At 68.0% G+C, this 22,876-nt stretch carries 19 protein-coding genes and 1 riboswitch; of the genes, 7 read left to right on the forward strand and 12 right to left on the reverse strand.

The genetic code is table 11. The features are described 5' to 3' along the window. Positions 1-24: 24 nt before the first annotated feature. A complete protein-coding gene (locus ASF06_RS18390; RefSeq protein ID WP_055950535.1) occupies positions 25-1,884 on the forward strand; it encodes a thioredoxin domain-containing protein in 1,860 nt (619 codons plus the stop codon). Here ASF06_RS18390 and ASF06_RS18395 read toward each other — a convergent pair. From ASF06_RS18395 to galT, 6 genes are all read right to left on the reverse strand, one after another. Then, positions 1,852-2,580, reverse strand: coding sequence for an ABC transporter ATP-binding protein (locus ASF06_RS18395; protein WP_055950539.1), 729 nt, complete (start codon positions 2,578-2,580; stop codon positions 1,852-1,854). The two genes, ASF06_RS18390 and ASF06_RS18395, sit on opposite strands and share 33 nt — an antisense overlap. Next, complete coding sequence (locus ASF06_RS18400; protein WP_055950542.1) at positions 2,577-3,476, reverse strand: ABC transporter ATP-binding protein; 900 nt, start codon at positions 3,474-3,476, stop codon at positions 2,577-2,579. The genes ASF06_RS18395 and ASF06_RS18400 overlap by 4 nt, the downstream gene beginning before the upstream one ends. After that, positions 3,473-6,151: an ABC transporter permease gene (locus ASF06_RS18405; RefSeq protein ID WP_055950545.1), complete on the reverse strand. Its 2,679-nt coding sequence runs from the start codon at positions 6,149-6,151 to the stop codon at positions 3,473-3,475. The genes ASF06_RS18400 and ASF06_RS18405 overlap by 4 nt, the downstream gene beginning before the upstream one ends. Next, on the reverse strand, positions 6,148-9,210 hold the full coding sequence (locus ASF06_RS18410; RefSeq protein WP_055950548.1) for an FtsX-like permease family protein: 3,063 nt from the start codon (positions 9,208-9,210) through the stop codon (positions 6,148-6,150). The genes ASF06_RS18405 and ASF06_RS18410 overlap by 4 nt, the downstream gene beginning before the upstream one ends. Positions 9,211-9,317: 107 nt before the next feature. Further along, positions 9,318-10,484: a galactokinase gene (gene galK / locus ASF06_RS18415; protein ID WP_055950551.1), complete on the reverse strand. Its 1,167-nt coding sequence runs from the start codon at positions 10,482-10,484 to the stop codon at positions 9,318-9,320. Next, complete coding sequence (galT, locus tag ASF06_RS18420) at positions 10,481-11,602, reverse strand: galactose-1-phosphate uridylyltransferase (protein WP_055950554.1); 1,122 nt, start codon at positions 11,600-11,602, stop codon at positions 10,481-10,483. The genes galK and galT overlap by 4 nt, the downstream gene beginning before the upstream one ends. Before the next feature lie 105 nt (positions 11,603-11,707). Between galT and ASF06_RS18425 the strand changes: the two genes are divergently transcribed. Beyond that, on the forward strand, positions 11,708-12,508 hold the full coding sequence (locus ASF06_RS18425) for a DeoR/GlpR family DNA-binding transcription regulator (RefSeq protein ID WP_055950561.1): 801 nt from the start codon (positions 11,708-11,710) through the stop codon (positions 12,506-12,508). Here the strand turns inward: ASF06_RS18425 and ASF06_RS18430 are convergent. Then, positions 12,464-12,841, reverse strand: coding sequence for a hypothetical protein (locus ASF06_RS18430; protein WP_157439258.1), 378 nt, complete (start codon positions 12,839-12,841; stop codon positions 12,464-12,466). The genes ASF06_RS18425 and ASF06_RS18430 overlap by 45 nt on opposite strands. A gap of 81 nt (positions 12,842-12,922) precedes the next feature. Here ASF06_RS18430 and ASF06_RS18435 point away from each other — a divergent pair, with 81 nt between their 5' ends. After that, positions 12,923-13,492, forward strand: coding sequence for an MOSC domain-containing protein (locus tag ASF06_RS18435; protein WP_055930502.1), 570 nt, complete (start codon positions 12,923-12,925; stop codon positions 13,490-13,492). Between the two features lie 7 nt (positions 13,493-13,499). Here ASF06_RS18435 and ASF06_RS18440 read toward each other — a convergent pair whose 3' ends face one another. Then, positions 13,500-14,933 (reverse strand): L-serine ammonia-lyase, encoded by a 1,434-nt coding sequence (locus tag ASF06_RS18440; RefSeq protein ID WP_055950565.1) that lies wholly within the window; start codon positions 14,931-14,933, stop codon positions 13,500-13,502. Positions 14,934-15,206: 273 nt separating this feature from the next. Here ASF06_RS18440 and ASF06_RS18445 point away from each other — a divergent pair, with 273 nt between their 5' ends. Beyond that, positions 15,207-16,598, forward strand: a complete 1,392-nt coding sequence (locus tag ASF06_RS18445) for an MFS transporter (RefSeq protein ID WP_082501087.1) — start codon at positions 15,207-15,209, stop codon at positions 16,596-16,598. A gap of 54 nt (positions 16,599-16,652) precedes the next feature. On the opposite strand, the gene ASF06_RS18450 is transcribed toward ASF06_RS18445, so the two are convergent. Both ASF06_RS18450 and ASF06_RS18455 read right to left on the reverse strand, forming a co-directional pair. Then, the gene (locus ASF06_RS18450) at positions 16,653-16,904 is read right to left on the reverse strand and encodes a hypothetical protein (RefSeq protein WP_055950571.1); all 252 of its coding nucleotides are present in this window, start codon (positions 16,902-16,904) and stop codon (positions 16,653-16,655) included. 96 nt (positions 16,905-17,000) lie between these two features. Continuing rightward, entirely contained in the window at positions 17,001-17,747 is a 747-nt protein-coding gene (locus ASF06_RS18455) for an SDR family oxidoreductase (RefSeq protein ID WP_055950572.1), read from the reverse strand. A gap of 100 nt (positions 17,748-17,847) precedes the next feature. On the opposite strand from ASF06_RS18455, the gene ASF06_RS18460 reads away from it, so the two are divergent. From ASF06_RS18460 to ASF06_RS18470, 3 genes are all read left to right on the forward strand, one after another. Then, entirely contained in the window at positions 17,848-18,684 is an 837-nt protein-coding gene (locus ASF06_RS18460; RefSeq protein ID WP_055950576.1) for a helix-turn-helix transcriptional regulator, read from the forward strand. 54 nt (positions 18,685-18,738) lie between these two features. Continuing rightward, positions 18,739-18,804, forward strand: a riboswitch (guanidine-III (ykkC-III) riboswitch). Positions 18,805-18,823: 19 nt separating this feature from the next. Next, positions 18,824-19,138 carry a DMT family transporter gene (locus tag ASF06_RS18465; RefSeq protein ID WP_055950579.1) on the forward strand — a complete coding sequence of 105 codons (315 nt, stop codon included), beginning with the start codon at positions 18,824-18,826 and terminating at the stop codon, positions 19,136-19,138. Positions 19,139-19,223: 85 nt separating this feature from the next. Continuing rightward, the gene (locus ASF06_RS18470) at positions 19,224-20,090 is read left to right on the forward strand and encodes an AraC family transcriptional regulator (protein ID WP_055950582.1); all 867 of its coding nucleotides are present in this window, start codon (positions 19,224-19,226) and stop codon (positions 20,088-20,090) included. Positions 20,091-20,118: 28 nt separating this feature from the next. Here the strand turns inward: ASF06_RS18470 and ASF06_RS18475 are convergent, their stop codons facing one another. Together ASF06_RS18475 and ASF06_RS18480 are read right to left on the reverse strand one after the other, a co-directional pair. After that, positions 20,119-21,129, reverse strand: coding sequence for a YeiH family protein (locus ASF06_RS18475; RefSeq protein WP_235501077.1), 1,011 nt, complete (start codon positions 21,127-21,129; stop codon positions 20,119-20,121). Positions 21,130-21,158: 29 nt separating this feature from the next. Then, positions 21,159-22,811 carry a dolichyl-phosphate-mannose--protein mannosyltransferase gene (locus ASF06_RS18480; protein WP_235501074.1) on the reverse strand — a complete coding sequence of 551 codons (1,653 nt, stop codon included), beginning with the start codon at positions 22,809-22,811 and terminating at the stop codon, positions 21,159-21,161. Between the last annotated feature and the right edge of the window lie 65 nt (positions 22,812-22,876).

Here is a 22,876-nt window from a genome sequence, read left to right on the forward strand (position 1 = left end):
GCGACCGGGCAGAGCGCCGACACAGTGAACAGGCTTGAGCACGCGATCAGTCCCTACCTCCGCTCGCACGCCGACAACCCGGTGGACTGGTTTCCGTGGGGCGAGGAGGCCTTCGATGAGGCGGCGCGGCGAGACGTTCCCGTTCTCGTCTCGATCGGATATTCGACCTGCCACTGGTGCCACGTCATGGCGCGCGAGTCGTTCTCCGACCCGCAGCTGGCGCAGCAGCTGAACTCCCGCTTCGTGGCGATCAAGGTCGACCGCGAGGAGCATCCCGAGGTCGACTCGGTGTACCTCGCGGCGGCCGGCGCCTTCACGCAGGGTCTCGGCTGGCCGCTGAACGTGTTCGTGACCCCGCAGGGCAAGGCGTTCTTCGCGGGCACCTACTCTCCGCCGACGCCTGTTCAGGGTCACCCGTCGTTCAGCCAGGTTCTCGACGCCGTCGACGACGCCTGGCAGGCGAGACGTGACCAGGTCGATCTGACCGCAGCGGCGATCTCGGATGCGCTGACGCAGGCGGCCGCTGCCACACCGCAAGGCGCGATCCCCTCCGACGCCGAGGCCCGGCTCAGAGCGGTCGAGCGCGAGCTCGAGGGCTACGAAGACACCCAGCACGGCGGCTTCGGGGGCGCCCCGAAGTTCCCCGTGGCCCCCGTGCTGTCGCTGCTTCTTCGCCGAGGCAACCCGCTTGCTGCGCGCACACTGCTCGCCATGAGCCGCTCGCCGCTGCGCGACGTGGTCGAGGGCGGCTTCTTCCGCTACAGCGTCAATCGCGACTGGAGCGACCCTCATTACGAGCGCATGCTCTACGACAATGCGCTGCTGCTCGACGACTACGCGAGACTCGGGTCGAGCCCGGATGCCGCCGCGGCGGAGGCGCGCGAGACCGCCCAGGGAATCGCGTCGTTCCTCACGTCCGTGCTGCAGCAGCCGGAGGGCGGATTCGGGTCGGCCCAGGATTCCGAGAGTACCGTTGCCGGATCGCGGAGCGAGGGCGGCTACTACGCGCTGGATGCCGCGGGTCGAGCTCTCGAGACGCCTCCGGCCGTCGATGCCAAGATCCTCACCGGCTGGAACGGATTCGCCATCGCCGCCCTCGCGCGGGCGGGCTTCGCTCTCGACAGGCCCGAGTGGATCGCAGCCGCGGCGCGGGCCGCCGACTACGTGCTCGAGTCGCATCTCGAACCGGACGGCGCGCTCGTGCGCGCATCCATCGGCGGGCGTCGGTCGGATGCGGCCGCGACGCTCGAGGACTACGGGGCGTTCGCCGGCGCACTGCTGGCGCTCGGAACGGTGACCGGCCGGGTGGACTACGCGGTCGGTGCGCGTCGGCTCGTCGATGCGGTGCTCGACGCGGGCTTCGTCGCCCCGGGAGGTCGGGACTCCGTGCTCTCGGCGCAGAACATCGCGGCCGTCGCCGACACCTCGGAGGGTGCGTATCCCTCGGGCACCAGCGCGGTGTGCGACGCGGCCCTCACCCTGTTCGGTCTCACGGGAGACAGCCGTTACCGCGACGCGGTGTCGGGGGCGATCGGCTCGGTGGGCGAGGAGGCGTTCCAGCGCCCCATCGGCTACGGCGCCACGCTCGAGCTCGTGCAGAGGCTGATCGAGCCGAGCGAGCAACTGGTCATCGTGCTGTCGGAAACCGGCCATGAGGCATCCGACGACCTCGTCGACGCGGCCCGGTCTCACGCCTGGTCGCCGACGGTCGTCGTGACCGACGCCGAGGCGCGCGCGTGGGCCGACGCGGGGTTCGCCTTGCTCGAAGGGCGCACGACTCAGTCCGGGCTGCACACCGGTTACCTCTGCACCGACTTCGTGTGCAGGTTGCCGGTGACCGACGCAGAGGGGCTACAGCTCGCGTTCGGCAACGCCGAGGGGTAGCGAGTGGCGTCCGCGTCGTCTTACGAGGTGGCCGTCGCGGATCTCGAGAATGCGGTCGGCGTGTGCCGCCATCCGAGGGTCGTGAGTCGACACGACCGCCGCGACATCGCGCTCGTGCACGAGGGCCGAGATCAACGACATCATCGCCTCCGCGTTGACGCTGTCGAGCTGCCCGGTGGGTTCGTCGGCGATGATCAGCCGGGGGTTGTTGGCGAGGGCTCGTGCGATTCCCAGCCGCTGCTGCTGGCCGCCGGAGAGTTCGTCCGGCCGTTGCTGTGCGTGCTCTGCCAACCCGACCACCGACAATAGTTCGTCGACTCGTGCGGCGCGTTCCCCTGCAGCGACCCCGACGAGCCGCATCGGCAGCTCGACGTTCTCTGCCGCAGTGAGCGCAGAGAGCAGCGCAAACGTCTGAAAGATGTAGCCGATCTCTCGCCGTCTCAGATCGACGAGATCGCGATCGCTCGCCCCGGTCACCTGTCGCTCGCCCAGCGACACCACGCCCGCGGTGGGAACGTCGAGCCCGCCGAGAAGGTTGAGCAGGGTGGTCTTGCCCGAACCCGACGGCCCCCGCAGCACCACGAGTTCACCTGCGCGAACCTCGAGCGTCGCGTCGACGAGCGCCCGGACCTCCGTTGCTCCACTGCCGTAGGTGCGTGTCAGACCTTCGGCTCGCAGCACCACGTCGTTGCTCATCGATCGTCTTCCTTCGCTTCGGCCGCTGTCGGCTGATCAGACGGATGCACCTGCGCGTGGTCATCCGCCAGTTCCACTCGAACAAGCCCGCTGAGTCCGAGACTGCGCACATACTCCTGCGGGAGCTGGAGGCGCCCCACCCGGTCGAGCACAACGAATTCCTGCGACCGGTGCTGCTCTTGGCCGAGCTCATCTGTCTCGGTGCTGCGATGCACTTCGGTCGACAGGCGACCGTCACGGATCTGCACCGTGCGGCGCACCTTCGTCGACACCTCCTCGTCGTGCGTCACGATGAGAACGGTGACTCCGAGCTCGCGGTTCACCGCGCCCAGGGCATCGAGCACGAGCTGCGAGTTGACTTCGTCGAGTTCGCCGGTCGGCTCGTCGGCGAAGAGCACTTCGGGGTCGTTCGCGAGCGCCACCGCGATGGATGCGCGCTGCTGCTGGCCTCCCGAGAGCTGTGCGGGCCGGCGCCCCGCGAACTCGCCCATGCCGAGGAGTTCTATGAGCTCTTCGGTACGGTTCTTGCGCTGTGGCCGGGGCACACCCGCGAGCGCGAGCGGCATCGCGATGTTCTGGCGCGCCGTGTAGTACGGCAGGAGGTTGCGGGAGGTCTGCTGCCAGACAAAGCCGACGGTGTGTCGTCGGTACTGAGTTCGCTGGGCAGACGACATGGCGAGGAGGTCGTGGCCGGCGACGATCGCCCTGCCCGCCGTGGGGATCTCGAGGCCGGTGAGGATTGCGAGCAGTGTCGACTTGCCCGAGCCCGAAGCGCCGACGATCGCGATCAACTCGCCTCGGTCGACCCGCAGCGTCAGTCCCTGCAGCGCCTGCACCTCCACCTCCTCTGTCGAGAAGATCTTGACCAGGTCTGAACACTCGATCTGAAGCGTCATGACTCTCCCATCTTGAGGGTTGATGCGGGGGCGAACCGTCGTCCCAATGCCGCCGCGACGAGAACGGCGACCACGATCGTCACCGCGTAGATGCCCACAGCGCCGGCGATCCAGAGTGGATCGAGCATCGGCGTGGGCAGTGTCGTGCCGCCGATGAATCCGCGAAGGTCGAGCACCGCCGTCACAAGGTAGGGCAGAGCTGCTCCGAGGGCCGCGCCCAGCAGAAGAGCCGCGAGCGCGACAGGCCCGAACTCCCACGCCACGAGGGCGCGAACCTGTCGCGGCGTCATGCCGATGATTCTCATCACGGCCACCACGCGGTTTCGGGAAGCCGCAGACGCCATGGCTGCGAGCGCGATGATGAGCACCGTGAAGACGAGGGTCGCCCCCGCCGTGAGCACAAGAGATGCCTCTATCGCCGCGGTGGTAGGGGCCGTCCTTCGCTGGAGGAGTTCGGAGCGCACGTCGTAGGTGCCTGCGGACTCGACGAACCGGTCGGGCTGGGCACTCAGCACGGCGCTCCGAATCGCGTCGATGCTGGCCGGGCCGTAATCCTGCACAAGATCGATGAGAACGCTCGTCGGCCCCTGCTCGTCCACGCCGAGTTCGGCTGCCGCGTCGTCGTCGATGATCAGCCAGGTGTCGGGCATCCCGGGGATCGCGGTGTCGGAGACAACGCCCGCGAGCTTCACCGGAATATCTCCTAGCCGCACCGACGTGCCCCGCAGAAGGTCGGCCAACGATTGGGAGACCAGGACGGGCCGCGGTGATGAGGTCGATGACGCGAGCCCGGGAAGGTCGCCTCGCACCGCCGCGAGCGCGGCCGGGTCGACGAGCACGACGTCGACGCGGGTGGTGCCCGCCTCGTCTGTCAGAGCCAGGTTCTCCTGCACCGTCAGCGCCGCGACAGCGTCGACCTCCGGCAGTTCGCGAATGTCGTCGAGCAGCGTGCCGGGCAGATCGTGGGCGTCGACGCGTGCGTCGGCGCCCACGATCTCGGCCGCCGCGCGCCGCTGGCTGGCGTCGACGGTGCTGATCATGATCGTCGAGAACAACACCATGGATACGCCGACGACGAGAGCGAGCGCCGCGATCGCACCGACGGCCGGCTCCCGGATGGCGCGGGCCGAACCCACCTCGGCCACCGGCGCCAGCCGCCCGCGAACAATCGCGCGCACCGCGCGCAGGGGAATGGGGAACACTCGCAACCCCAGAAGTCCGACGGACACTGCCAGGAGCAGCGGGGTCGCGGCGAGCAGCGGATCGACACCGAAGACGTCACTCGACGGGACGAGTCCGCGACGCTGCAGGAGCATTAGCGCGACGACGGCGGCGCCCGCGAGCGCCGCTTCGAGAACCCACCGGATGCGCGATGTCGAGCGCACCGAGATGTCGTGGCGCGAGTCGCGCAGGCCGGCGGGCGAGACCAGGACCGCTGCGAGCACGATCGGGCTGAGCGCGAGGGCCACCGGCGCGAGCAATCCATCGAGCCCGACCCGCTCCGGCAAGACGATCGCGGCGACCACCATCGCCGCGATCGACCCGGGAAGCGAGATCACCGCGGCCTCGATGGCCATAACCCCGCGCAGCTGACCGAGCGAGGCGCCCCGGGCCGATGCGAGGCTGAGCGCGAACCGACGACGGCGCACGAGGGTCTGAACACTCAGAGCGTACGTCGCCAGGAGAACACCGAGAAGACCGGATACCGACAGCGCGACGAGGGCGACCATCGCAGCGACCTTCAGCGCCGTACTCTCGATCACGTCGGTGAACGAGGACGTGAGGGTGAGAGCGCCGGGTTCACGAAGCGACACCGGTGTCGCCGTGAGGTTGCGGATCTGCGTCGCCAGCTGTTCCCTGTCTGCGAAGGAATACGCGGTCGCGTCGATGGGGATCCAGGCAAGGAGAGCACCTGCGGCGAACGATTCGCGCAGTGCGGCTATCGAGTCTGGCGCGACGTAGACCGACGCCTGAATCGTCGGGGGTTTGCCGGTCTCGCGGATGACCAACGGGTGTTCGAGGTCGTAGGCGTGGCTCCAGTACGCATCGTCGGGATCGGTGGGTTCGTAGATCCCCGCGATTCTCAGGGCGGCCGGTGAATAGGGCAGAATGTCTCCGACCCCGACTTTCATCTCCGTCGCCGACTTCTGCGAGATGGCTATCTCGATGGGATTCTGTTCTGCGGAGGCGTTCTGGTCGGGTGTCCAGGCAAGCGGGGCCTCGCCCGCGACGTACCGCAGTCGCTTGTCGAACCCCAGGTCCACGGCGAGCCGCAGCGAGAGGTCCACGCTGTCGTCGGCCTTGCTCGAGCTCGCGCCCGTTGTGCTCTTGACCAGCCAGACAGCGGCTCCGGCACCATCGGCCAGCGGATGCGGCAGCGTCGACGGAAGCTCGTCGATCACGCTGTCCGTTTCACCGAGCATGCTCTCGGCCGTCGCTCCCTCATCTGACGGGGGCAGGCCGACACGTCCTTCGCCGCTCAGGTCGAGGCGAGCGGGCCTCTCCTGGCCGAGTTCGAAGCTCAGTTCCGCGGTTGCGACCGCGGCGAACGCCCTCGGCACCGCTGCGGAGACGAAGACCGTCGCCGCGACGAGAACAGCGACGAGAAGGGATGCCCGGAACCCGGCTCGCAGGTGATCGACGAGCAGGCGAGCGGGTGAGGAGACGTCGTTCATTCGTGCCCCTCACTCGGCAGGAGCCGCGATGCGAGAGATCGGACACGTCTGCTCAGGTCTATGAGAACGACTGCGACTCCCACGACGAGCGCGCCCAGCAGCAGGATGAGCCCGGGAAAGTCCACCGCGAGCGTCGCGGTAGACGAGAGGTATCCGCGATCGACGGCGGCACGCGCGAGTTGCGGCACGGTCAGCACGCTGACGAGCACTCCGGCGGCAATACCGGCGAGAACGGCCACGACAAGCACAAGCACCAGCTCTCGCACAAGCACCGCCGACTGTTCACCCGCCCGCATTCCGAGTGCGCGAAGCGCCGCGATATCGGCGCGGCCCCAGCGAAGCCGCGAACTCGACGCCGAACCCACCGCGATGAAGGCGAACAGCAAGCAGGCGGAGGCGGCGGCCCAGAAGGCGATCGCCGCGGCGCCCAACACCTGGCGAGCCTCCGGGTCATCGCGCAGTCCGATATGGGCGTTCGCGGGTAGGACGCCGCGCACGGAGTCGCGCACCTGCTGCTGCCTGGCGGTCGTGACCCACAGATCGGTGGATTCGGCCGGAGCGCTGCTGACCCGTTGGTGAAGATGGTTGATCACGGACAGGTCGATGAGCACTGCATTATCGCTGTCGGCGGCAGGGATCGCCGGCACGATCGCCGTGACCACGGCGTTGGCGTCGCCGACGGCATCGCGCAGGCTGAGCGCGATAGTGTCACCGATCTGCAGGTCGAGGGATCGCGCGAGCGGCTCGGAGACGACGATCGGGGGACGCAGGTAGTCGCTCGCTGTGCCGTCGCTGGAGACCGTCATCCGCAGCGACGGCAGCGGCGAATCCAGCACGAAACCATCGCCGGTGGTGGTGCTCTCAGGAGGAATCGAGAACTCGCTCAGCGTGTCGATCAGCCAGAATTGGCCGAGCTCGACAGTCTCGGCTGCGCCGTCGACCTGGGCGTCGAGGCTCTTGAGTCGAAAACTGGGCCGAACCGCATCGAACGATTGGTTGGCGAACGAGATGTCGAGCGAGACGAGTGACCCCGGGGCAGTGTTGGCGCCGTCGACAAGGGCGACCGTATAGGCGAGAACGCCGTCCGCGTCGATCGTCGGGCTCTCGAACACCACCCTGCGCAGGCTGCCGAGCGAATCGGCGATCCAGGCGCTCACGGCGGGTGACTCGTCGAATTGGCGCGCCTCGACTCGGAGTGTCAGGCTCGTGGCGCCGACGGGAATGATCGGTTCCGGGTCATCTGCGTGGATGGCGTCTGCCGCATCGTCGGGGGAGAAGATTCCACCCGCGTCGTCTGCACCCTGTCGCAGGGCATCGGGGGTTGTGGCAACCACCGATCCCGTGACCGTGCCGACCGAGAGAGTCTGCACGTCGACCGGGACGACGTCGGTGATGTTCTTCGTTGCGGCCACCGTGTCGCGTTGCTCGGCCGAGAGCGGTGCCAGGGGCGACGAGATGCGCACGTCTGAACCCGAATGAAGCGCGGCGTTCTGCGCGTAGAGATGCGCCCACGTGGCGGAGAAGGTCGCCGCCACTGTGGCGGCCCCCACCGCCAGGGCGACGATGACCAGCGGGGCTGCGATGCGTGCCGTCTGGCGCGCGAGCGTGCGAGCGGCGAGGTGGGTGCCCACGCCGGAGTTCCGGGTGCGTCTCGCGTAGAGACCGACGACAGCGGGAAAAGCGGCCAGCGCTGTGAGCACGACCGCGATGAGGGCGACGGCCGGGGCGACGACCACGATGGGATCGATGCTCGATGTCCCCTCCGCGTCGGGCGTGAGCGGTGACCCGTATCGCCGTAGTTGCCAGACCGAGAGCGCTGCCGCGATGGCGACGAGGAGGACCGCGCCGGGAAGTGCCGCGCGGCGGGCCCTGGTGCCGCCGCGGCCGCCCTGTGTCGACTGCGTCACGCTCGTGGTCGACCGGTAGGAGGACACGGCGGCGATCACGATCGCACCGATCAGCACCACGGCCGGAACGGCGAAAGCGCTGGGTCGAACGAGAGTGCCCTGACCTGCCTCAGAGACCGCGAACAGGCCGAGTGCGACGGCGGAGACGCCGACCACCGCGCCCAGCACGGCGGTGACGGCAACCTCACCGGCCACGCGCGAGGCGATCGCGGTCGTCGACCGGCCCCGGGCCCAGAACAGCAGAGTCTCCCGTTCGCGTGCGGCGACCAGAAGTTGCACGAGCTGCCACAGCGCGACCAGTGCGCTGCCCGCAACCAGCACTGCGGCAGCAGGCTCGATGGCCTTCAGCCCCTCGACGCGCTCATCGAAATCATCGAGCGTGCGGGCGAGCTGGCGCTGGACCTGCAGTGAATCGAACCCCGAAACCTCGCCGCGCCAGGCCCGTTGCACCGTGCCCCACGCCGCGCTCACGGAACTGCCGTTGATCGAGGTGAAGTCGTCGATCGAGGCGGGCACCACCGTCCACACCGCTTTCGGCGGAAGGTCGAAGCGGGTCCACGCGTCTTCGGTGATGACGAACGGGCCCAACCGGTCCGATGATCCACCCGTCTCGACCGACTCATCGCCGTACCAGCGAGGGTCGAGGGCGTCGAGGGCGCGCCACGTGCCGGAGACGGTGAAGGGTGCGCGATTGAGAATGACCTCGTCGCCGAGGTGCAGGCCGAGAGTGGCCGCTGCATCCGCCTGCACTGCCACCTCGTCGGCGCCGACGGGTGCGGCTCCCGTTTCGAAGTCGGCGCGAGACGCGAGATCGGGAACGGTGAGCGCCTCCGCCGGACCCGACCGGTCGCTGGTCGAGTAGATGGCGCCGGCTTCCAGCGTTCGAGTGGTCTCGAACTCGACCTCGACGCGATCGAACGTTTTCGCGATCGCGCGCCTGACTTCGGCATCCTGCTGATCGGCATCGTCGGCGATATCGAGGGATGCGCGAAGGGCGAGGTCTTCACCCGTCTGAGCGGAGAGCTCGGCACGGACACCGGTTGTGGCCTGCCGATCGAGGTACGCGGACGTCGCAACGGAGAAAGCGCAGACGAGAGCCACGACAACGAGGATCGCCACCAGGATGGGAGCGCTCTCACGAAGTCTCGTCACTGAACCAACAACTCCAACCGTGTGGCGCCCGCCTCTTTACGTGAGCGCTGTTCGAGTCTATGGGTAGGTTACGAGCCGGCGGGTGTGACGCTCAGTGAAACGGACGACTAGAGCTCGCGCTTCGCCCCGTCCGAGGGCTTGACCGTGAAGATCTCCGGGGCCGTGTATCCGGCCTCGGCGAATGCCGCGGCGACCTGAGATGTGACCTCGGCGACGAGGTGCGACGGGGTGAGCGCGATAGCGGCTCCGCCGAATCCTCCACCGGTCATACGGGCGCCGATGGCGCCGGCCTCACGAGCCGCGACGACAGCGAGGTCTAGCTCGGGAACCGAGATCTCGAAGTCGTCGCGCATCGAGACGTGTGAGGCGTCGAGGATCTCGCCGATGGCCAGGGGGCCGCTTTCGCGCAGCGCCCGCACGGTGGCGAGCACGCGGGCGTTCTCGGTGACGACGTGGCGAACGCGGCGGAAGGTCTCGTCGTCCATGACCTCGCGAGCGCGATCGAGATCGGCCACGCCGACGTCGCGGAGGCTCTCGACGCCGAGGGCGGCGGCGCCGGCCTCGCAGGATGCGCGTCTCGCCGCGTAGCCGCCCGTCGCGTGAGAGTGGCTGACCTTGGTATCGATGATGACGATCTCGAGCCCTGCGGCCTGGAAGCCGAGGTCGACGATCTCGGAGCGCAGCGAGCGGCAATCGAGGAAGACTGCGGAATCGCGTCGCCCGAGGAGCGACGCCGACTGGTCCATGATGCCCGTGGGAGCGCCCACGGCCTTGTTCTCGGCCAGCTGCCCGACGCGTGCGAGCGTCGGCCTGTCGAGTTCGAGCTGCCAGCGCTCGTCGAGGGCGATCGCGACGGCGCACTCGATGGCCGCAGACGACGACAGCCCCGCGCCGACGGGAACGTCGGAGGAGATGTGCACGTCGAATCCCGCCTGGCCGGCGAGGTCGATGCCGTTCTCTCCGAGGGCCCAGGCGATACCCAGCGGGTAGGCGGACCAGCCGTCGAGGATCTCTGGGCTCACCTGTGCGAGCTCGACCTCGACCTCGTCTTCGCTGAACGTGCTCGTGACCCGCGCGGTGTTGTCGTCGCGCAGCCCGACCGCAGCCCACGTGCGTCGATCGATGGCGAAGGGAAGCACGAAGCCCTCGTTGTAGTCGGTGTGCTCGCCGATGAGGTTGACGCGGCCGGGTGCCGACCAGACGCCGTCGGCTGCACGGCCGAAGCGGTCGAGGAAGTCGGCCGCCGCCTGCGAAGTGAAATCGTCGTGGGTCATACGGGGTTCTCCAGGTCTGCGCGGGCGATCGCGTCGCGCACGAGCGCCGCGGATGTCTCGGGGGGCACATCGCCGATGAAGGCGCCCATGGCTGCTTCGGATCCGGCGAGGAACTTGAGGCGGTTCGCTGCGCGGCGGGGCGAGGTGACCTGAAGCATGAGCCTCACGTCATCGCGGCCACGGTTCACGGGGGCCTGGTGCCAGGCGGCGATGTAGGGGGTGGGGGTGTCGTAGAGAGCGTCGATACCGCGCAGCAGCCGCAGGTAGAGCACGGCCAGCTCGTCGCGCTCCTCGGAGGTCGTCGCCGCGAGGTCGGGGATGTGGCGGTGCGGGAGCATATGCACCTCGATGGGCCAGCGTGCCGCGAACGGCACGAACGCCGTGAAGTGCTCGCCGCGGAGGAGAACGCGTTCAGAGGACTGCTCGCGCTCGAGGATCTGAGCGAACATGTCCGGACCGAAGCGGTCGATCGAGTCGAGGAGCTTCGTCGTGCGGGGCGTGACGTAGGGGTACGCGTAGATCTGGCCGTGGGGGTGGTTGAGGGTGACGCCGATCTCGGCGCCACGGTTCTCGAACGGGAAGACCTGCTCGATCGAGGGCATCGCGCTCAGTGCCGCCGTGCGCTGGGCCCATGCCTCGACGATCGTGCGGGCGCGCGAGGGCGTCTGCGACGCGAACGATCCGGTGTGCGCCGGGCTGAAGCAGACGACCTCGCAGCGGCCCACCGACGTGCGGGTGCGCTCGAGTCCCAGCTCGGCGAGGTCCGCCAGGCCGAGAGGCGCGTCGTCGTCCTGCAGCAGGGGGCCGAACGAGGGGGAGCGGTTCTCGAAGACGGCCACGTCGTAGTTGTCGGGAATCTCGGAGGGGTTCGTGGGGGTCGCCGGCGCGAGCGGATCGGCGTCGTTGGACGGCAGGAAGACCCGGTTCTGGCGTGCCGCGGCGATCGAGACCCACTCGCCGGTGAGCACATCCTGCCTCATGGTCGCGGTGACGGGGCGAGGGTCGAGAATTCGCTCGTCGGGCCGGCGCTCGGGAGGGAGCGTCGTGTCGGCATCGTCGAAATAGATGAGCTGGCGCCCGTCTGCGAGCACGGTCTCGCGAACAACGATGGCGGTCATGGCGAACCCTTCGGTGGGAGCGCGCGGCGCGCTCGAGATCAGAACATGCGAAAGTATGGCACGGCAAGAATTGACAAGCAATCGCAAATAAACGAAAGTCAGACCATGGTCGACCACGAATTCGCAAGCGCGCCCGCCGCCGTTCGACGCACGCGCATTCTCGACCTGCTGTCGGCCGTCGGCTTCGTGCGGGTCACCGAGCTGAGCGCATCGTTCGGCGTCTCCGAGGTCACCATCAGATCCGATCTCGACGCGCTCGAGGCGTCGGGCGACCTCGCTCGGGTGCACGGGGGCGCCGTGATGGCCGCCTCGCCGAGGCGCACGGAGCCCGCTTTCGAAGAGGCGCTCGGTTCGCAGCGGCGGGAGAAGCTGAGCATCGCGCGCCACGCCGCGTCGCTGGTGTCGCCGGGAGACTCCGTGATCGTCGATGTGGGAACGACGGCCGCGGCGCTCGCGCGAGCGCTGGTCGAACGCAGCGAGCTGCACGATGTGGTCGTGATAACGAACGGCCTGAAGATCGCCCTCGAGCTCGAGCGGGCGCTGCCCCGTTTCACCGTGATCGTGACGGGCGGCACGCTCAGGGCGCTGCAGCATTCCCTCGTCAATCCGCTGGCCGACAGTCTCTTCGACACATTGCACGCCGATATCGCCTTCATCGGATGCAACGGTGTCGATGCCGAGCGGGGCATCACGAACATCAACCTGCCCGAGGCGGAGGTGAAGAGACGGATGCTCGGGGCCGCGACCCGCAGGATCGTTCTGGCCGACGGGTCGAAGATCGGCCAGGTGCATCTGGGCCGCGTGGCAGAGGTCTCGCAGGTCGACGGAGTGATCACGGGCGGTTCGGCCCGCGCGAAGCCGCTAGCCGAGCTGCGCGAGGCGGGGCTCGACGTGACCCGGGTATAGAGGCGGCCTGCCGCCGCGATGCGCCAGGGAGTCGAGGTCGCCCGGTCGCTCTTCGAGGAGCCAGCGTGCGCGGCCGCCGGTGAGAATTGCGACGCGTTCGTAGCCGGCCTCGCGGAGCGACCGTGCCGACTCCTGCGCGCACAGCCCGTCGCTCGCGTCGAAGACGACGACCGTGGTGGCGGCGACATCGAGCTGGAGTGAGCGGAGCCGGACCCGATTCGCGGCCTCGACGATGGCGAGGTTGTCGGCCCCGAGGTGGTCGGCGAGCCATTGGGTCGACACGGAGGGCGACGCGAGGTAGGGCCCAGGCGCGAGCGGGGTAACGGTGTTCACACGCATACGCTAACCCGGGCCACCGACAGCGCAGCCTCCCTCGTAAGCGGGGGTAACAAAGCCTCGGCTAGCCTGTGTGCTGTGGAGGACGCATCCGGAACCGCTCTCGAGTTCGAATACCGGGTGAGCATCGAACACCTGCTGGCGTCGAGCATCCACCGCTACGAGGGCCGCCCGTCGGACGGGCCCAGGCCCGCGGTCGGTCCGGAAGAGTTTGCGCGGGTGACCGTGAGGGCGCACCTCGGTATCGTCGGCGACCGCCACTTCGGCAAGGCGGCGCACCGCACGGCCTCTGTCACGATCATGGCCGTCGAATCAGTCGAACACGTGCAACGAACCCTGGGTCTCGCCCACGCGCTCGACCCGCTCGACACGCGCCGCAACATCCTGATTCGCGGTGTGGATGTCGACCGCCTGCGCGGAGCCGACTTCTCTCTCGACTCGGGCTCCGGTCCGGTGCTCTTCCACGCGCACCGTCCGGCCAACCCGTGCGCGTGGATGGACGTGATGCTCGCCCCCGGCGCGCACAAGGCGCTGCGCGGCAGAGGCGGGCTGCGCTGCGAACCGCTGAGCAGCGGTGAGCTCGCCAGAGGACCGGCCGTGCTGCGCTCGTCGCACCGCCTCGACGACGGCGACGCCACGCTCTTCTAATCCGCCGTCAGCACTCGATCACGTTGACGGCGAGCCCGCCCTCGCTCGTCTCCTTGTACTTCGTCGACATGTCGACACCGGTCTGGCGCATCGTCTCGATCACCATGTCGAGCGACACCAGATGGGTGCCGTCGCCGTTCATGGCAAGCCGCGCCGCGCTCACGGCGGTCGACGAGGCGATCGCGTTGCGCTCGATGCACGGAACCTGCACCAGGCCGCCCACCGGATCGCACGTGAGGCCGAGGTGATGCTCCATGGCGATCTCCGCCGCGTTCTCGACCTGGCGCGGCGTACCTCCCAGCACTGCGCACAGCGCACCGCACGCCATGGCGCAGGCCGAGCCGACCTCGCCCTGGCATCCGGCCTCGGCGCCCGAGATCGATGCGTTCGATTTGAACAGCGAGCCGATGGCGGTGGCCGTCAGCAGGTAGCGGTGGATTCCCTCGCGGTCGGCGCCGCGCACGAAGTCGAGGTAGTAGCGGCCGACCGCGGGCACGATGCCGGCGGCGCCGTTGGTGGGTGCCGTGACGACCCGGCCGCCCGACGCGTTCTCCTCGTTCACCGCGAGGGCATAGGCGTGCAGCCACTCGGTCGACGTGTCGTGGTCGCCCGTGGCGGTCAGGCGCTCGAGTTCGAGGCGCTCGCGCAGGCGCGCGGCCCGGCGGGGCACGCCGAGTCCTCCGGGAAGGGTGCCGGTGTTGTGCAGGCCGGCGTCGATGCACGCCTCCATGGCGTTCCAGATGCGGTCGAGCTGCGCGAGAACGGCCTCTTCGCCGTGCAACTCGGATTCGATGCGCCACGCGACCTCGGCGATGCTGAGCCCGGTCGATTCGCAGACCTCGAGTAGCGCGTCGGCGCTCGCGAACGACAGGGGATGCTCGACGAGTTGAATGCTCGACGAGTCGTCGCCGTCGCGCTGGATGAACCCGCCACCGACCGAGTAGTACGTCTCGCTGAGCACGGGCAGGGCATCCGAGTCGCCCCAGGCCGTGAGGCTGAGGGCGTTCGGGTGCGCGGGCAGTCGGGTGTGCGGCTCGAACGCGATGTCGGACTGTTCGAACGCGACCGGATGAGTGCCGCCCAGCTCGATCGATCGCCGGTCGCCGCCCGACGCGAGCTCGAGGAAGCCCGCGTCGCGCAGCGCGGTCGACGACCCGCGAACCAGTCCTGACCAGGCGCCGTGAACGAGGGTCGGATCGCATGTCTCCGGGTCGAGGCCCATGAGCCCGGCGACCACGGCGTCGGGCGTGCCGTGGCCGAGGCCGGTGGCCCCCAGCGAGCCGTACAGCGTGCAGGTCACGCGGCTCACGGCATCGACAGAACCGGATGCGCGGAGTCGGTCGACGAAATCGAGTGCGGCGCGCATGGGGCCGACGGTGTGCGAACTCGAGGGGCCGATGCCCACCGAGAACAGGTCGAAGAGGGAGACGTAAGCAGTCACATCCAGACCCTAATGCTCGACCGGCGCACGAGCATCCGCCGCGCAACATCCTGGCTCGGCTCGCGGGAAAAGCGAGCGCTTCGAGGCGTGGATGGCACGAATCGCCGCGCGGAGTTTAGACCTCCCGAGGCCCGATCCGCACCGGCTGCGGAGCACTTTCTCGGGGTGACTAACCTGTTGACGTTCTGCAACCGACGAGAAGGAGTTCCGGTGTCCACGTCTACACCAGCTCGCGACAAGGATGGCGGAGTCCGGAGCCTCGTGCCCGCCCGTATGGACCGTCTGCCGTGGACCAGATTCCATTGGTCGATCGTCGTCGGGCTGGGCTTCTCGTGGGTGCTCGACGGGCTCGAGATCCAGATCGTGGCCTCGGCCGGGTTCCAGAAGTCGCTCGACATGACCGCCGCCGAGGTGGGACTGCTCGGAACCGTCTATCTGTTCGGGCAGATCGCCGGCGCGCTCATCTTCGGACGGCTCTCCGACAAGCTCGGGCGCAAGAAGCTGTTCATCCTGACCCTCGCGATCTATCTGATCGCCAGCGGCATCGCGGGCCTGAGCCCGAACATGTGGTTCCTGCTCGTCTTCCGGTTCTTCGCGGGCATGGGCATCGGCGGCGAGTACGCCGCCATCAACTCGGCCATCGACGAGCTCATCCCGTCGAAGTACCGGGGCCGCGTCGACATCGCCATCAACGGCACCTACTGGGGCGGGGCGGCCCTGGGCTCGGCCGCGAACCTGTTCCTGCTTAACCCCGACGTCTTCGATGAGAACGTCGGTTGGCGCATCGGCTTCTTCATCGGCCCGGTGCTCGGACTCGCGATCATCTACCTGCGCCGGCACATCCCCGAGAGCCCGCGCTGGCTGATGACCCATGGGCGCGAGGAGGAGGCCGAGTCGACGGTCGACGACATCGAGAAGCGTGTGCACGACCAGGGCGGAGACATCGAACCCGTCGACGAGAGCAAGGCGATCACGGTCACACAGACCGAGAGGGTGCCGTTCAAGACCATCGTGCACGTGCTCTTCAAGCTCTACCCGAAGCGCACCCTCGTGGGCGCCACGATGATGGTGACCCAGTCGTTCCTCTACAACGCGATCTTCTTCACGTACGCGCTCGTGCTGCAGAACTTCTACGGCACGTCTCCCTCGTCGACGCAGTACTTCTTCTTCCCGTTCGCGATCGGAAACCTGCTCGGCCCCCTGCTGCTCGGGCACCTCTTCGACGTGTGGGGCAGGCGCAAGATGATCTTCCTCACCTATGGCGTCTCGGCCGCGGTGCTGGCCGCGTCGGCCGTGCTCTTCAGCATGGACGTGCTGGATGCGACGACCCAGACCATCTTCTGGTGCGTGTCGTTCTTCTTCGCCTCGGCCGGAGCATCCAGTGCCTATCTCACCGTCAGCGAGACGTTCCCGCTCGAGATCCGCAGCCAGGCCATCTCGTACTTCTTCGCACTCGGCCAGATCGCCGGCTCGGTCGCCCCGCTGCTCTACGGCATCCTGATCGGCGACGGTACCGACCGCGGGCCCCTGACCTTCGGATACTTCCTGGGTGCCGCGATCATGTTCGTGGGAGGTCTGATCGCGCTGATCTTCGGGGTGGATGCCGAGCGCAAGTCGCTCGAGACCATCACGAACCCGTTGTCGGCCGTCAAGAACGACGGTTGAGCGCCGCCCAACTCAGCGCGAAGTCAGCGAATGAGCATGTCGACGAACGCGACCTCAATGATCGGCATTGCGTCGCTGGTCTCGGAAGGTCCTCACGGCCCCGATGATGATGAGGACAAGGCCGGCTGGAATACCGAAGATCATGAGGGTGGCAGGGCGCCCGGCGGCCGGCTCGCTTTCTGAGATCGCCGACCACCAGATGACGATCAGGGAAAGCGCGGCCACGCCGATCCCCAGGTAGATGACTGACGGCCCCCACTTTTCCTGTTTCGACTCAGACGAGCGTGCAGTCTTCTTCAGGAACATAAGCGAAGGCTATTGGCGCTTCATGGCTGGTCGCAATCCAGTCCTCCTCGAGCGCAGCCGTGGGCGGCGACGCGTTCCGCACGTCGGTGAGGGCATTCACGCGCGACCGCTGAGCAGGGCGAGCACGTCGTCGAAGCGGCCCTCGGCCTCGGCGAATCTCAGGAACCGTACGCGGTCTACGAGAATCTCCTCGGCATCCGGATTCGCTTCGAGGATCGACATGGTCTCGTCGAGGAACTCCTCGACGGGCATGCCGTCGGGGTCGTCCTGCTGGCCGAGCAGCGTCGTGGCGACCTTCGGCGGCGCGAGCTCGAGAACCTGGATGCTCGTGTCGGCCAGCTGCACGCGCAGGCTCTGCGAGAACGAATGGATGGCGGCCTTGGTCGCGCTGTAGGTGGGCGTGGCCGGCAGCGGTACGAAGGCGAGGCCGGACGAGACGGTCACGATCGCGGCCGACGGGCGGCTCGACAGGTGAGGCACGAGCGCCGCGATGAGCCGGATGGGACCGAGCAGGTTCGTGGCGATCGTGCGCTCGGCCGTCTCGAGGAAGTCGGCCGTGTGCAGGTCTTCGAACTCCATGATTCCGGCCATGAGGATCACGGCGTCGAGTTCTGGGTGTTCGGCAATCACCTGCTGGGTGGCCCGCTCGATGGAGGAGGGGTCTGCGGTGTCGATCTGCACGGCGTCGATTCCCGGGTGCTCGGCGACGATCTGGTCGAGCAGCTCCGTGCGGCGCCCGCCGACGATCACGTGATTGCCGGCTGCCTGAAAGCGCAGGGCCAGGCCGAGTCCGAGTCCCGACGTGGCGCCGGGGATGAAAATGGTGTTTCCGGTGATGTTCATGGCTCGACTCAACACCGATCACGCATGGCGCAGAAGGGAGCGCTTGTCCATGGATTCGCAGTCCCTTGTTGCCGCGGCCGCACACCGCCACGATGGACACATGGACAGACCCGCTCTCGCAGACTTCCTCCGGCGCCGTCGTGAGGCGCTGAAGCCGCGCGACGTCGGGCTGCTCGACGGATCGCGGCGGCGAACCCCCGGTCTGAAGCGCGAGGAGGTCGCCCTGCTCGTGGGCATGTCCACCGACTACTACTCGCGGCTCGAGCAGCAGCGTGGACCGCAGCCGTCGGAGCAGATGGTGGCCGCGATCGCCCGTGGGCTGCGACTGACGCCCGACGAGCGCGACCACCTGTTCCGGCTGACCGGTCACAACGCGCCGCGTCGGGCGCTCGCGATGCACCACGTGGCGCCCGCCCTCATGCGCGTTCTCGACCGGCTCGACGACACCCCCGCCCTTGTGCTCTCCGACCTGGGGGAGACGCTCGCGCAGAACGCGATGGCGACCGCACTGCTCGGAGACGAGACGCGGTTCACCGGCCTGGCCGCGAGCGCTGTGTACCGCTGGTTCACCGATCCTGGGGCGCGCAGCCGGTATCCCCAGCGCGACCACGACCACCAGAGCCGCATCCAGGTCGCCGCCCTGCGCGCGTCGGTGTCGGCGGCGGGAGAGTCCGAGAGGGGCCGGGCGATCGTGTCCGAGCTGCTGGCGACGAGCGAGGAGTTCGCTGCGATCTGGGAACTGCACGAGGTGCGCAATCGCTTTGACGATCACAAGACGCTCGTGCATCCGGAGATCGGCGAGATCGATGTCGACTGCCAGGCGCTCTTCACCGAGAACCTGTCGCAGACGCTGCTCGTGCTCACGGCGTCGCCGGGAACCGAGGCTGCCGAGAAGCTCGCCCTGCTGCAGGTGGTGGGTCACCAGACGTTCGCGTGAGCCGTGGCGTCGGCTCTGCACACAGGTTTCGCAGGATGCCGTGAAAGTCTTTTGTGATGGCCCTGCACAACGGCCACCGGACGAGGGCGCAGTACCCGGAACGCGACAAGACTGACCACCACTAAGGAGTGGAACAGTCATGTCATGGATCATCCTCGTCATCTCCGGAATCCTCGAGGCCGTGTGGGCGACCGCCCTTGGCAGGTCGGAGGGCTTCACCCGGCTCTGGCCGAGCGTCGTGTTCGTCGGCGCGCTCGCCGCGAGCATGGTCGGACTCGCCTTCGCGATGCGCGACATCCCCGTCGGCACCGCGTACGCCGTGTGGGTGGGCATCGGAGCCGCCCTCACCGTGAGCTACGCGATGTTCTTCGGGGGAGAAGGAGTCTCGCTTGTGAAGCTGCTCCTCGTGATTGGGATCGTGGCCTGCGTTGTGGGGCTCAAGGTGCTGCACTGACATCCTGTGCAGCCGATCCGATCGGACCGCGATAGTAGGGTGCCGAGCGAGGCGACCAGCGAGTGTAGAGGTCGAAGGAGGCGCCATGATCGCAGAACTGAACATGCTGGTCGAGCTGGTCGAGGATCGTCTGGATGACGACCTCGATGTGGCCTCGCTGGCGAGGGAACTCGGCACGACGGAGTATCACCTCCGGCGGATGTTCTCGTCGCTGGCGGGCATGCCGCTGTCGGAGTACATCCGTCGTCGTCGCATGTCGGTCGCTGCAGCAGACGTTCTCGGGCACGCTGACCTGCTGGGTATAGCGGTGCGCTTCGGCTACGGGTCGACCGAGGCCTTCGGTCGCGCCTTTCGCTCCGTGCACGGGGTGAGTCCCGGCGATGTCAGGCGTGATGGCGGCCCCCTTCGTACACAACCGCAGCTCAGGTTCCGCCTGACCGTAGAAGGGAACATCACCATGGACACCCGCATCATCGATCGACCGGCCTTCCGCCTCGTCGGCCACGCCGCCCGCGTGCCGCTCATCCACGAGGGCATCAACCCGCACATCCAAGCCCATGTCGCCTCTATCGCGGTATCGGAGCACGCGCGCCTCAAAGACCTGAGCGACACCGATCCGGCCGGCCTGCTCCAGGTCAGCGCTGACGTCGACCCTGACTACACCGAGAACACCGAATTGACCTATCTGCACGGCGTCGCCCTTGCCGACACGACCAGGCCGCCGGAGGACCTCGACACGATCGACGTTGCCGCCGGCACCTGGGCGGTATTCCGCACCGAGGGCGAGTATCCGGCTGCTCTGCAGGAGGTCTGGGCGGCCACGGCGACCGATTGGTTCCCGTCGAACCCGTGGCGGCTTCGACCGGGCCCGTCCATCGTCGCGGTGCTCGATCGCTCCGACGACTTCAGCACGGCCACCTGCGAGCTGTGGCTCCCGGTGGAGCACGCCTGATGGCGTAGACCAGCCAGCGCGGAGTGGACTAGCGCGCACTGAGGCCGGTCGTCACCCACACGGCGACGACCGAAAGGGCCGCGATGAAGACCCACGAGCCGAGGCCGACGATCAGTGCCTTCCAGCCCGTGCGCGCCAGCTCGGCGAACCGGATGCCCGTGCCGAGCGCGAACAGGGCGGTGGCGAGCAGGGCAGTCTGCAAAACATCGGCCACCTCGAGCACCCCGTCGGGCAGGGGGACGACCGAGCGCACGATCACGGCCGCCAGGAATCCGAGCACGAAAAGGGGCACGATCGGCGGGCGCTTCGACGTGCCCTCGCCGACGGCCGAAACGGCTGAATCGGAGGAGAGCGGGGTGCGGCGCCGCTCGACCGCCCCCACGATCGCCACCATCGGAGCGAGCGTGAGAACGCGGGTGAGCTTCACGACCACGGCGGCAGACAGGGCGACCGGGCCCGCGATCTGAGCCGTCGCGACGACCTGGCCCACGTCGTGCACGCTGAGTCCGACCCAGGTGCCGAACTCCGAGGCGTCGAAGCCGAGTGGGATGCGGGTGAGGGGGAGCAGCACGATCGCGAGGGTTCCGCAGAGGGTCACCAGCGCGATCGGAGTCGCGCTCTCGGAGTCTTTCGCCCGGGTCACCGCGCTCATGGCACCGACGGCGGATGCGCCGCAGATCGAGAATCCCGCGGCGATGAGCAGCGGCTGGCGGCCGGGCAGGCCGACCATGCGGCCGAGCAGCAGCGTGACGCCGAAGGTGAGCACGACGACCAGCACGATGGCGACGATGGTGACCACGCCGAGCCCGGCGATGTCGACGAGGCTGAGTTTGAGGCCCAGCAGCACGATTCCGATGCGCAGCAGGCGCCGCGCCGAGAGGGAGAGACCCGGCTTGAGCGGGCCGTCGAGCAGCGATCGCAGCGCGGGGATCTGAGCGACGATCATGCCGAGCGCGACCGCCGCCGTCAGCAGCGGAACGGCGGGAACCGCGAGGTGGACGAGAAAGGCGGCGAGCGCGGCGACGCCGGCCACAGCCATGCCGGGCAGCCAGGCGGGCGTGGCTCGCCCTAGCGCCACGAGGGCAGCCAGTAGTGCAGCGAGAGGAACCATCCGGGGACGGGCTGCGCGGTCCAGACGGGATAGAAGAAGGCGCTGACCGCAGCGCAGATGACGAGGAACGCGATGACCGCACGCACGCCGCCCACACGCATCCATCGCGGGTCGGTGCGTCTGCCCAACGCGAGCCCGATCACGAAGACCAGCCCGAGGATCAGATAGGGCTCGAAGGCGATCGTGTAGAACTGGTAGATCGTGCGGTTGATGTACAGGAGCCACGGCAGGTACCCCGCGGCCATGCCCATGAGCACGAAGCCGACGACCCATTCGCGCTTGCGGATGAGACGGTAGACGAGGTAGAGCAGTGCAGCAGTGCCGGCCCACCAGATGATGGGGTTGGCGATCGACGTGATGTTCTCGTAGCAGGTGTCGGCTCCGCAGCCGCCCTGGCCGTTCTCGATCGTGCGGATGTACATCTGGGTGGGGCGGATGAGGAACAGCCACGTGAGCGGATTCGCCTGGTAGGGATGAGGCGTGTGCTCGTTGACGTGGTAGTTGTAGACCGCCGCCTCGAGGTGCCAGAAGTTCTGCGCCCAGTTGGGCACCCAGGCGAGCGGGCCTGTCCAGTACTCACCCGAGGATTGCACCCACTGGCGGTACATTCCGCCCGAGGTGAGGAACCAGCCCGACCAGGTGGACAGGTAGACGACGATCGCGATCGGAACCGTGAGCAGGAATGTGACCGGACCCTGCTTGAGGATCGCACCCGCAGCCCACAGGGGAAGACCCGCGCGACGCCGTGCGAGGGCGTCGACGACGACGAGATACACGGCGAAGGCCGCGAGAAAGTACAGGCCAGACCATTTGACGCTCGACGCCAGGCCGAACAGGATGCCCGCGGCCAGCACCCACGGGCGCCACCACAGGGCAGGGCCCCACTGGGGTACCCGGCCGCGCTTCTCCGACGCCATGATCTTCATGTCGAGGCGGCGGTTGTGCCATTCCCTGTCCATGAGAACCGCGCCCACGCCGGCGAGGGCGATGAGCGCGAAGATGCCGTCGAGGAGGGCCACCCGGCTCATCACGATGGCGTGGCCGTCGATGGCCATCAGGAATCCGGCGACCGTGGCGAGGAAGGTGGAGCGGAACAGCTTCTTGGCCACGAGCGTGGTCAGCAGCACCAGAAGGATTCCGCAGACCGCGACCGAGATGCGCCAGCCCACGCTCGAGTCGGCGCCGAAGACGGCGAGCCCGAGAGCGATAACCCATTTGCCGAGGGGCGGATGAACGGCGAACGACCCCTGTTGGAGGAAACCGTCGGTGTCGCCCGCGTTGAACGCCTCATCGGCATCGGCGGGCCACGTGGACTCGTAGCCGTTGCGCAGTGTCGTGTAGGCGTCTTTGACGTAGAACGTCTCGTCGAACACCAGCGAGTGCGGATGCCCGAGGTTCACCAGTCGCAGGACGGCCGCCAGAAGGGTGACAGCGATCGGCCCGCCCCAAGCCCAGAGGCGCTGCCTCTGAGGGGTCGAGAGCATGCGCCCCCACCAGTCGTCGAGTCGCGAACCGGTCGGTTCGGGCGCAGCGGCACGGGTGTCGATGTCGTCGAGCCCGGCTGAGACGAGGCGCTCATCGACGTCGCTCGGGAGTCGGGGATCGGTCACCCGCCAATCGTAGGTGCCGCCGGTGACACGGGCCAATCGCGAAAGCCGTATGCCCGGACGATCCG

Source organism: Agreia sp. Leaf244 (assembly GCF_001422695.1).
In the GTDB taxonomy this organism is placed as follows: domain Bacteria; phylum Actinomycetota; class Actinomycetes; order Actinomycetales; family Microbacteriaceae; genus Agreia.

Bases quoted from the DNA above. Each gene is read 5' to 3' on its own strand.
- ASF06_RS18460 (WP_055950576.1), top strand. From the start codon at position 17,848: ATGGACAGACCCGCTCTCGCAGACTTCCTCCGGCGCCGTCGTGAGGCG.
- ASF06_RS18405 (WP_055950545.1), bottom strand. From the start codon at position 6,151: ATGAACGACGTCTCCTCACCCGCTCGCCTGCTCGTCGATCACCTGCGA.
- ASF06_RS18470 (WP_055950582.1), top strand. From the start codon at position 19,224: ATGATCGCAGAACTGAACATGCTGGTCGAGCTGGTCGAGGATCGTCTG.
- ASF06_RS18475 (WP_235501077.1), bottom strand. From the start codon at position 21,129: ATGGCTGTGGCCGGCGTCGCCGCGCTCGCCGCCTTTCTCGTCCACCTC.
- ASF06_RS18425 (WP_055950561.1), top strand. From the start codon at position 11,708: ATGGTCGACCACGAATTCGCAAGCGCGCCCGCCGCCGTTCGACGCACG.
- ASF06_RS18465 (WP_055950579.1), top strand. From the start codon at position 18,824: ATGTCATGGATCATCCTCGTCATCTCCGGAATCCTCGAGGCCGTGTGG.
- ASF06_RS18450 (WP_055950571.1), bottom strand. From the start codon at position 16,904: ATGTTCCTGAAGAAGACTGCACGCTCGTCTGAGTCGAAACAGGAAAAG.
- ASF06_RS18445 (WP_082501087.1), top strand. From the start codon at position 15,207: ATGGACCGTCTGCCGTGGACCAGATTCCATTGGTCGATCGTCGTCGGG.
- ASF06_RS18455 (WP_055950572.1), bottom strand. From the start codon at position 17,747: ATGAACATCACCGGAAACACCATTTTCATCCCCGGCGCCACGTCGGGA.
- ASF06_RS18395 (WP_055950539.1), bottom strand. From the start codon at position 2,580: ATGAGCAACGACGTGGTGCTGCGAGCCGAAGGTCTGACACGCACCTAC.
- galK (WP_055950551.1), bottom strand. From the start codon at position 10,484: ATGACCCACGACGATTTCACTTCGCAGGCGGCGGCCGACTTCCTCGAC.
- ASF06_RS18400 (WP_055950542.1), bottom strand. From the start codon at position 3,476: ATGACGCTTCAGATCGAGTGTTCAGACCTGGTCAAGATCTTCTCGACA.
- galT (WP_055950554.1), bottom strand. From the start codon at position 11,602: ATGACCGCCATCGTTGTTCGCGAGACCGTGCTCGCAGACGGGCGCCAG.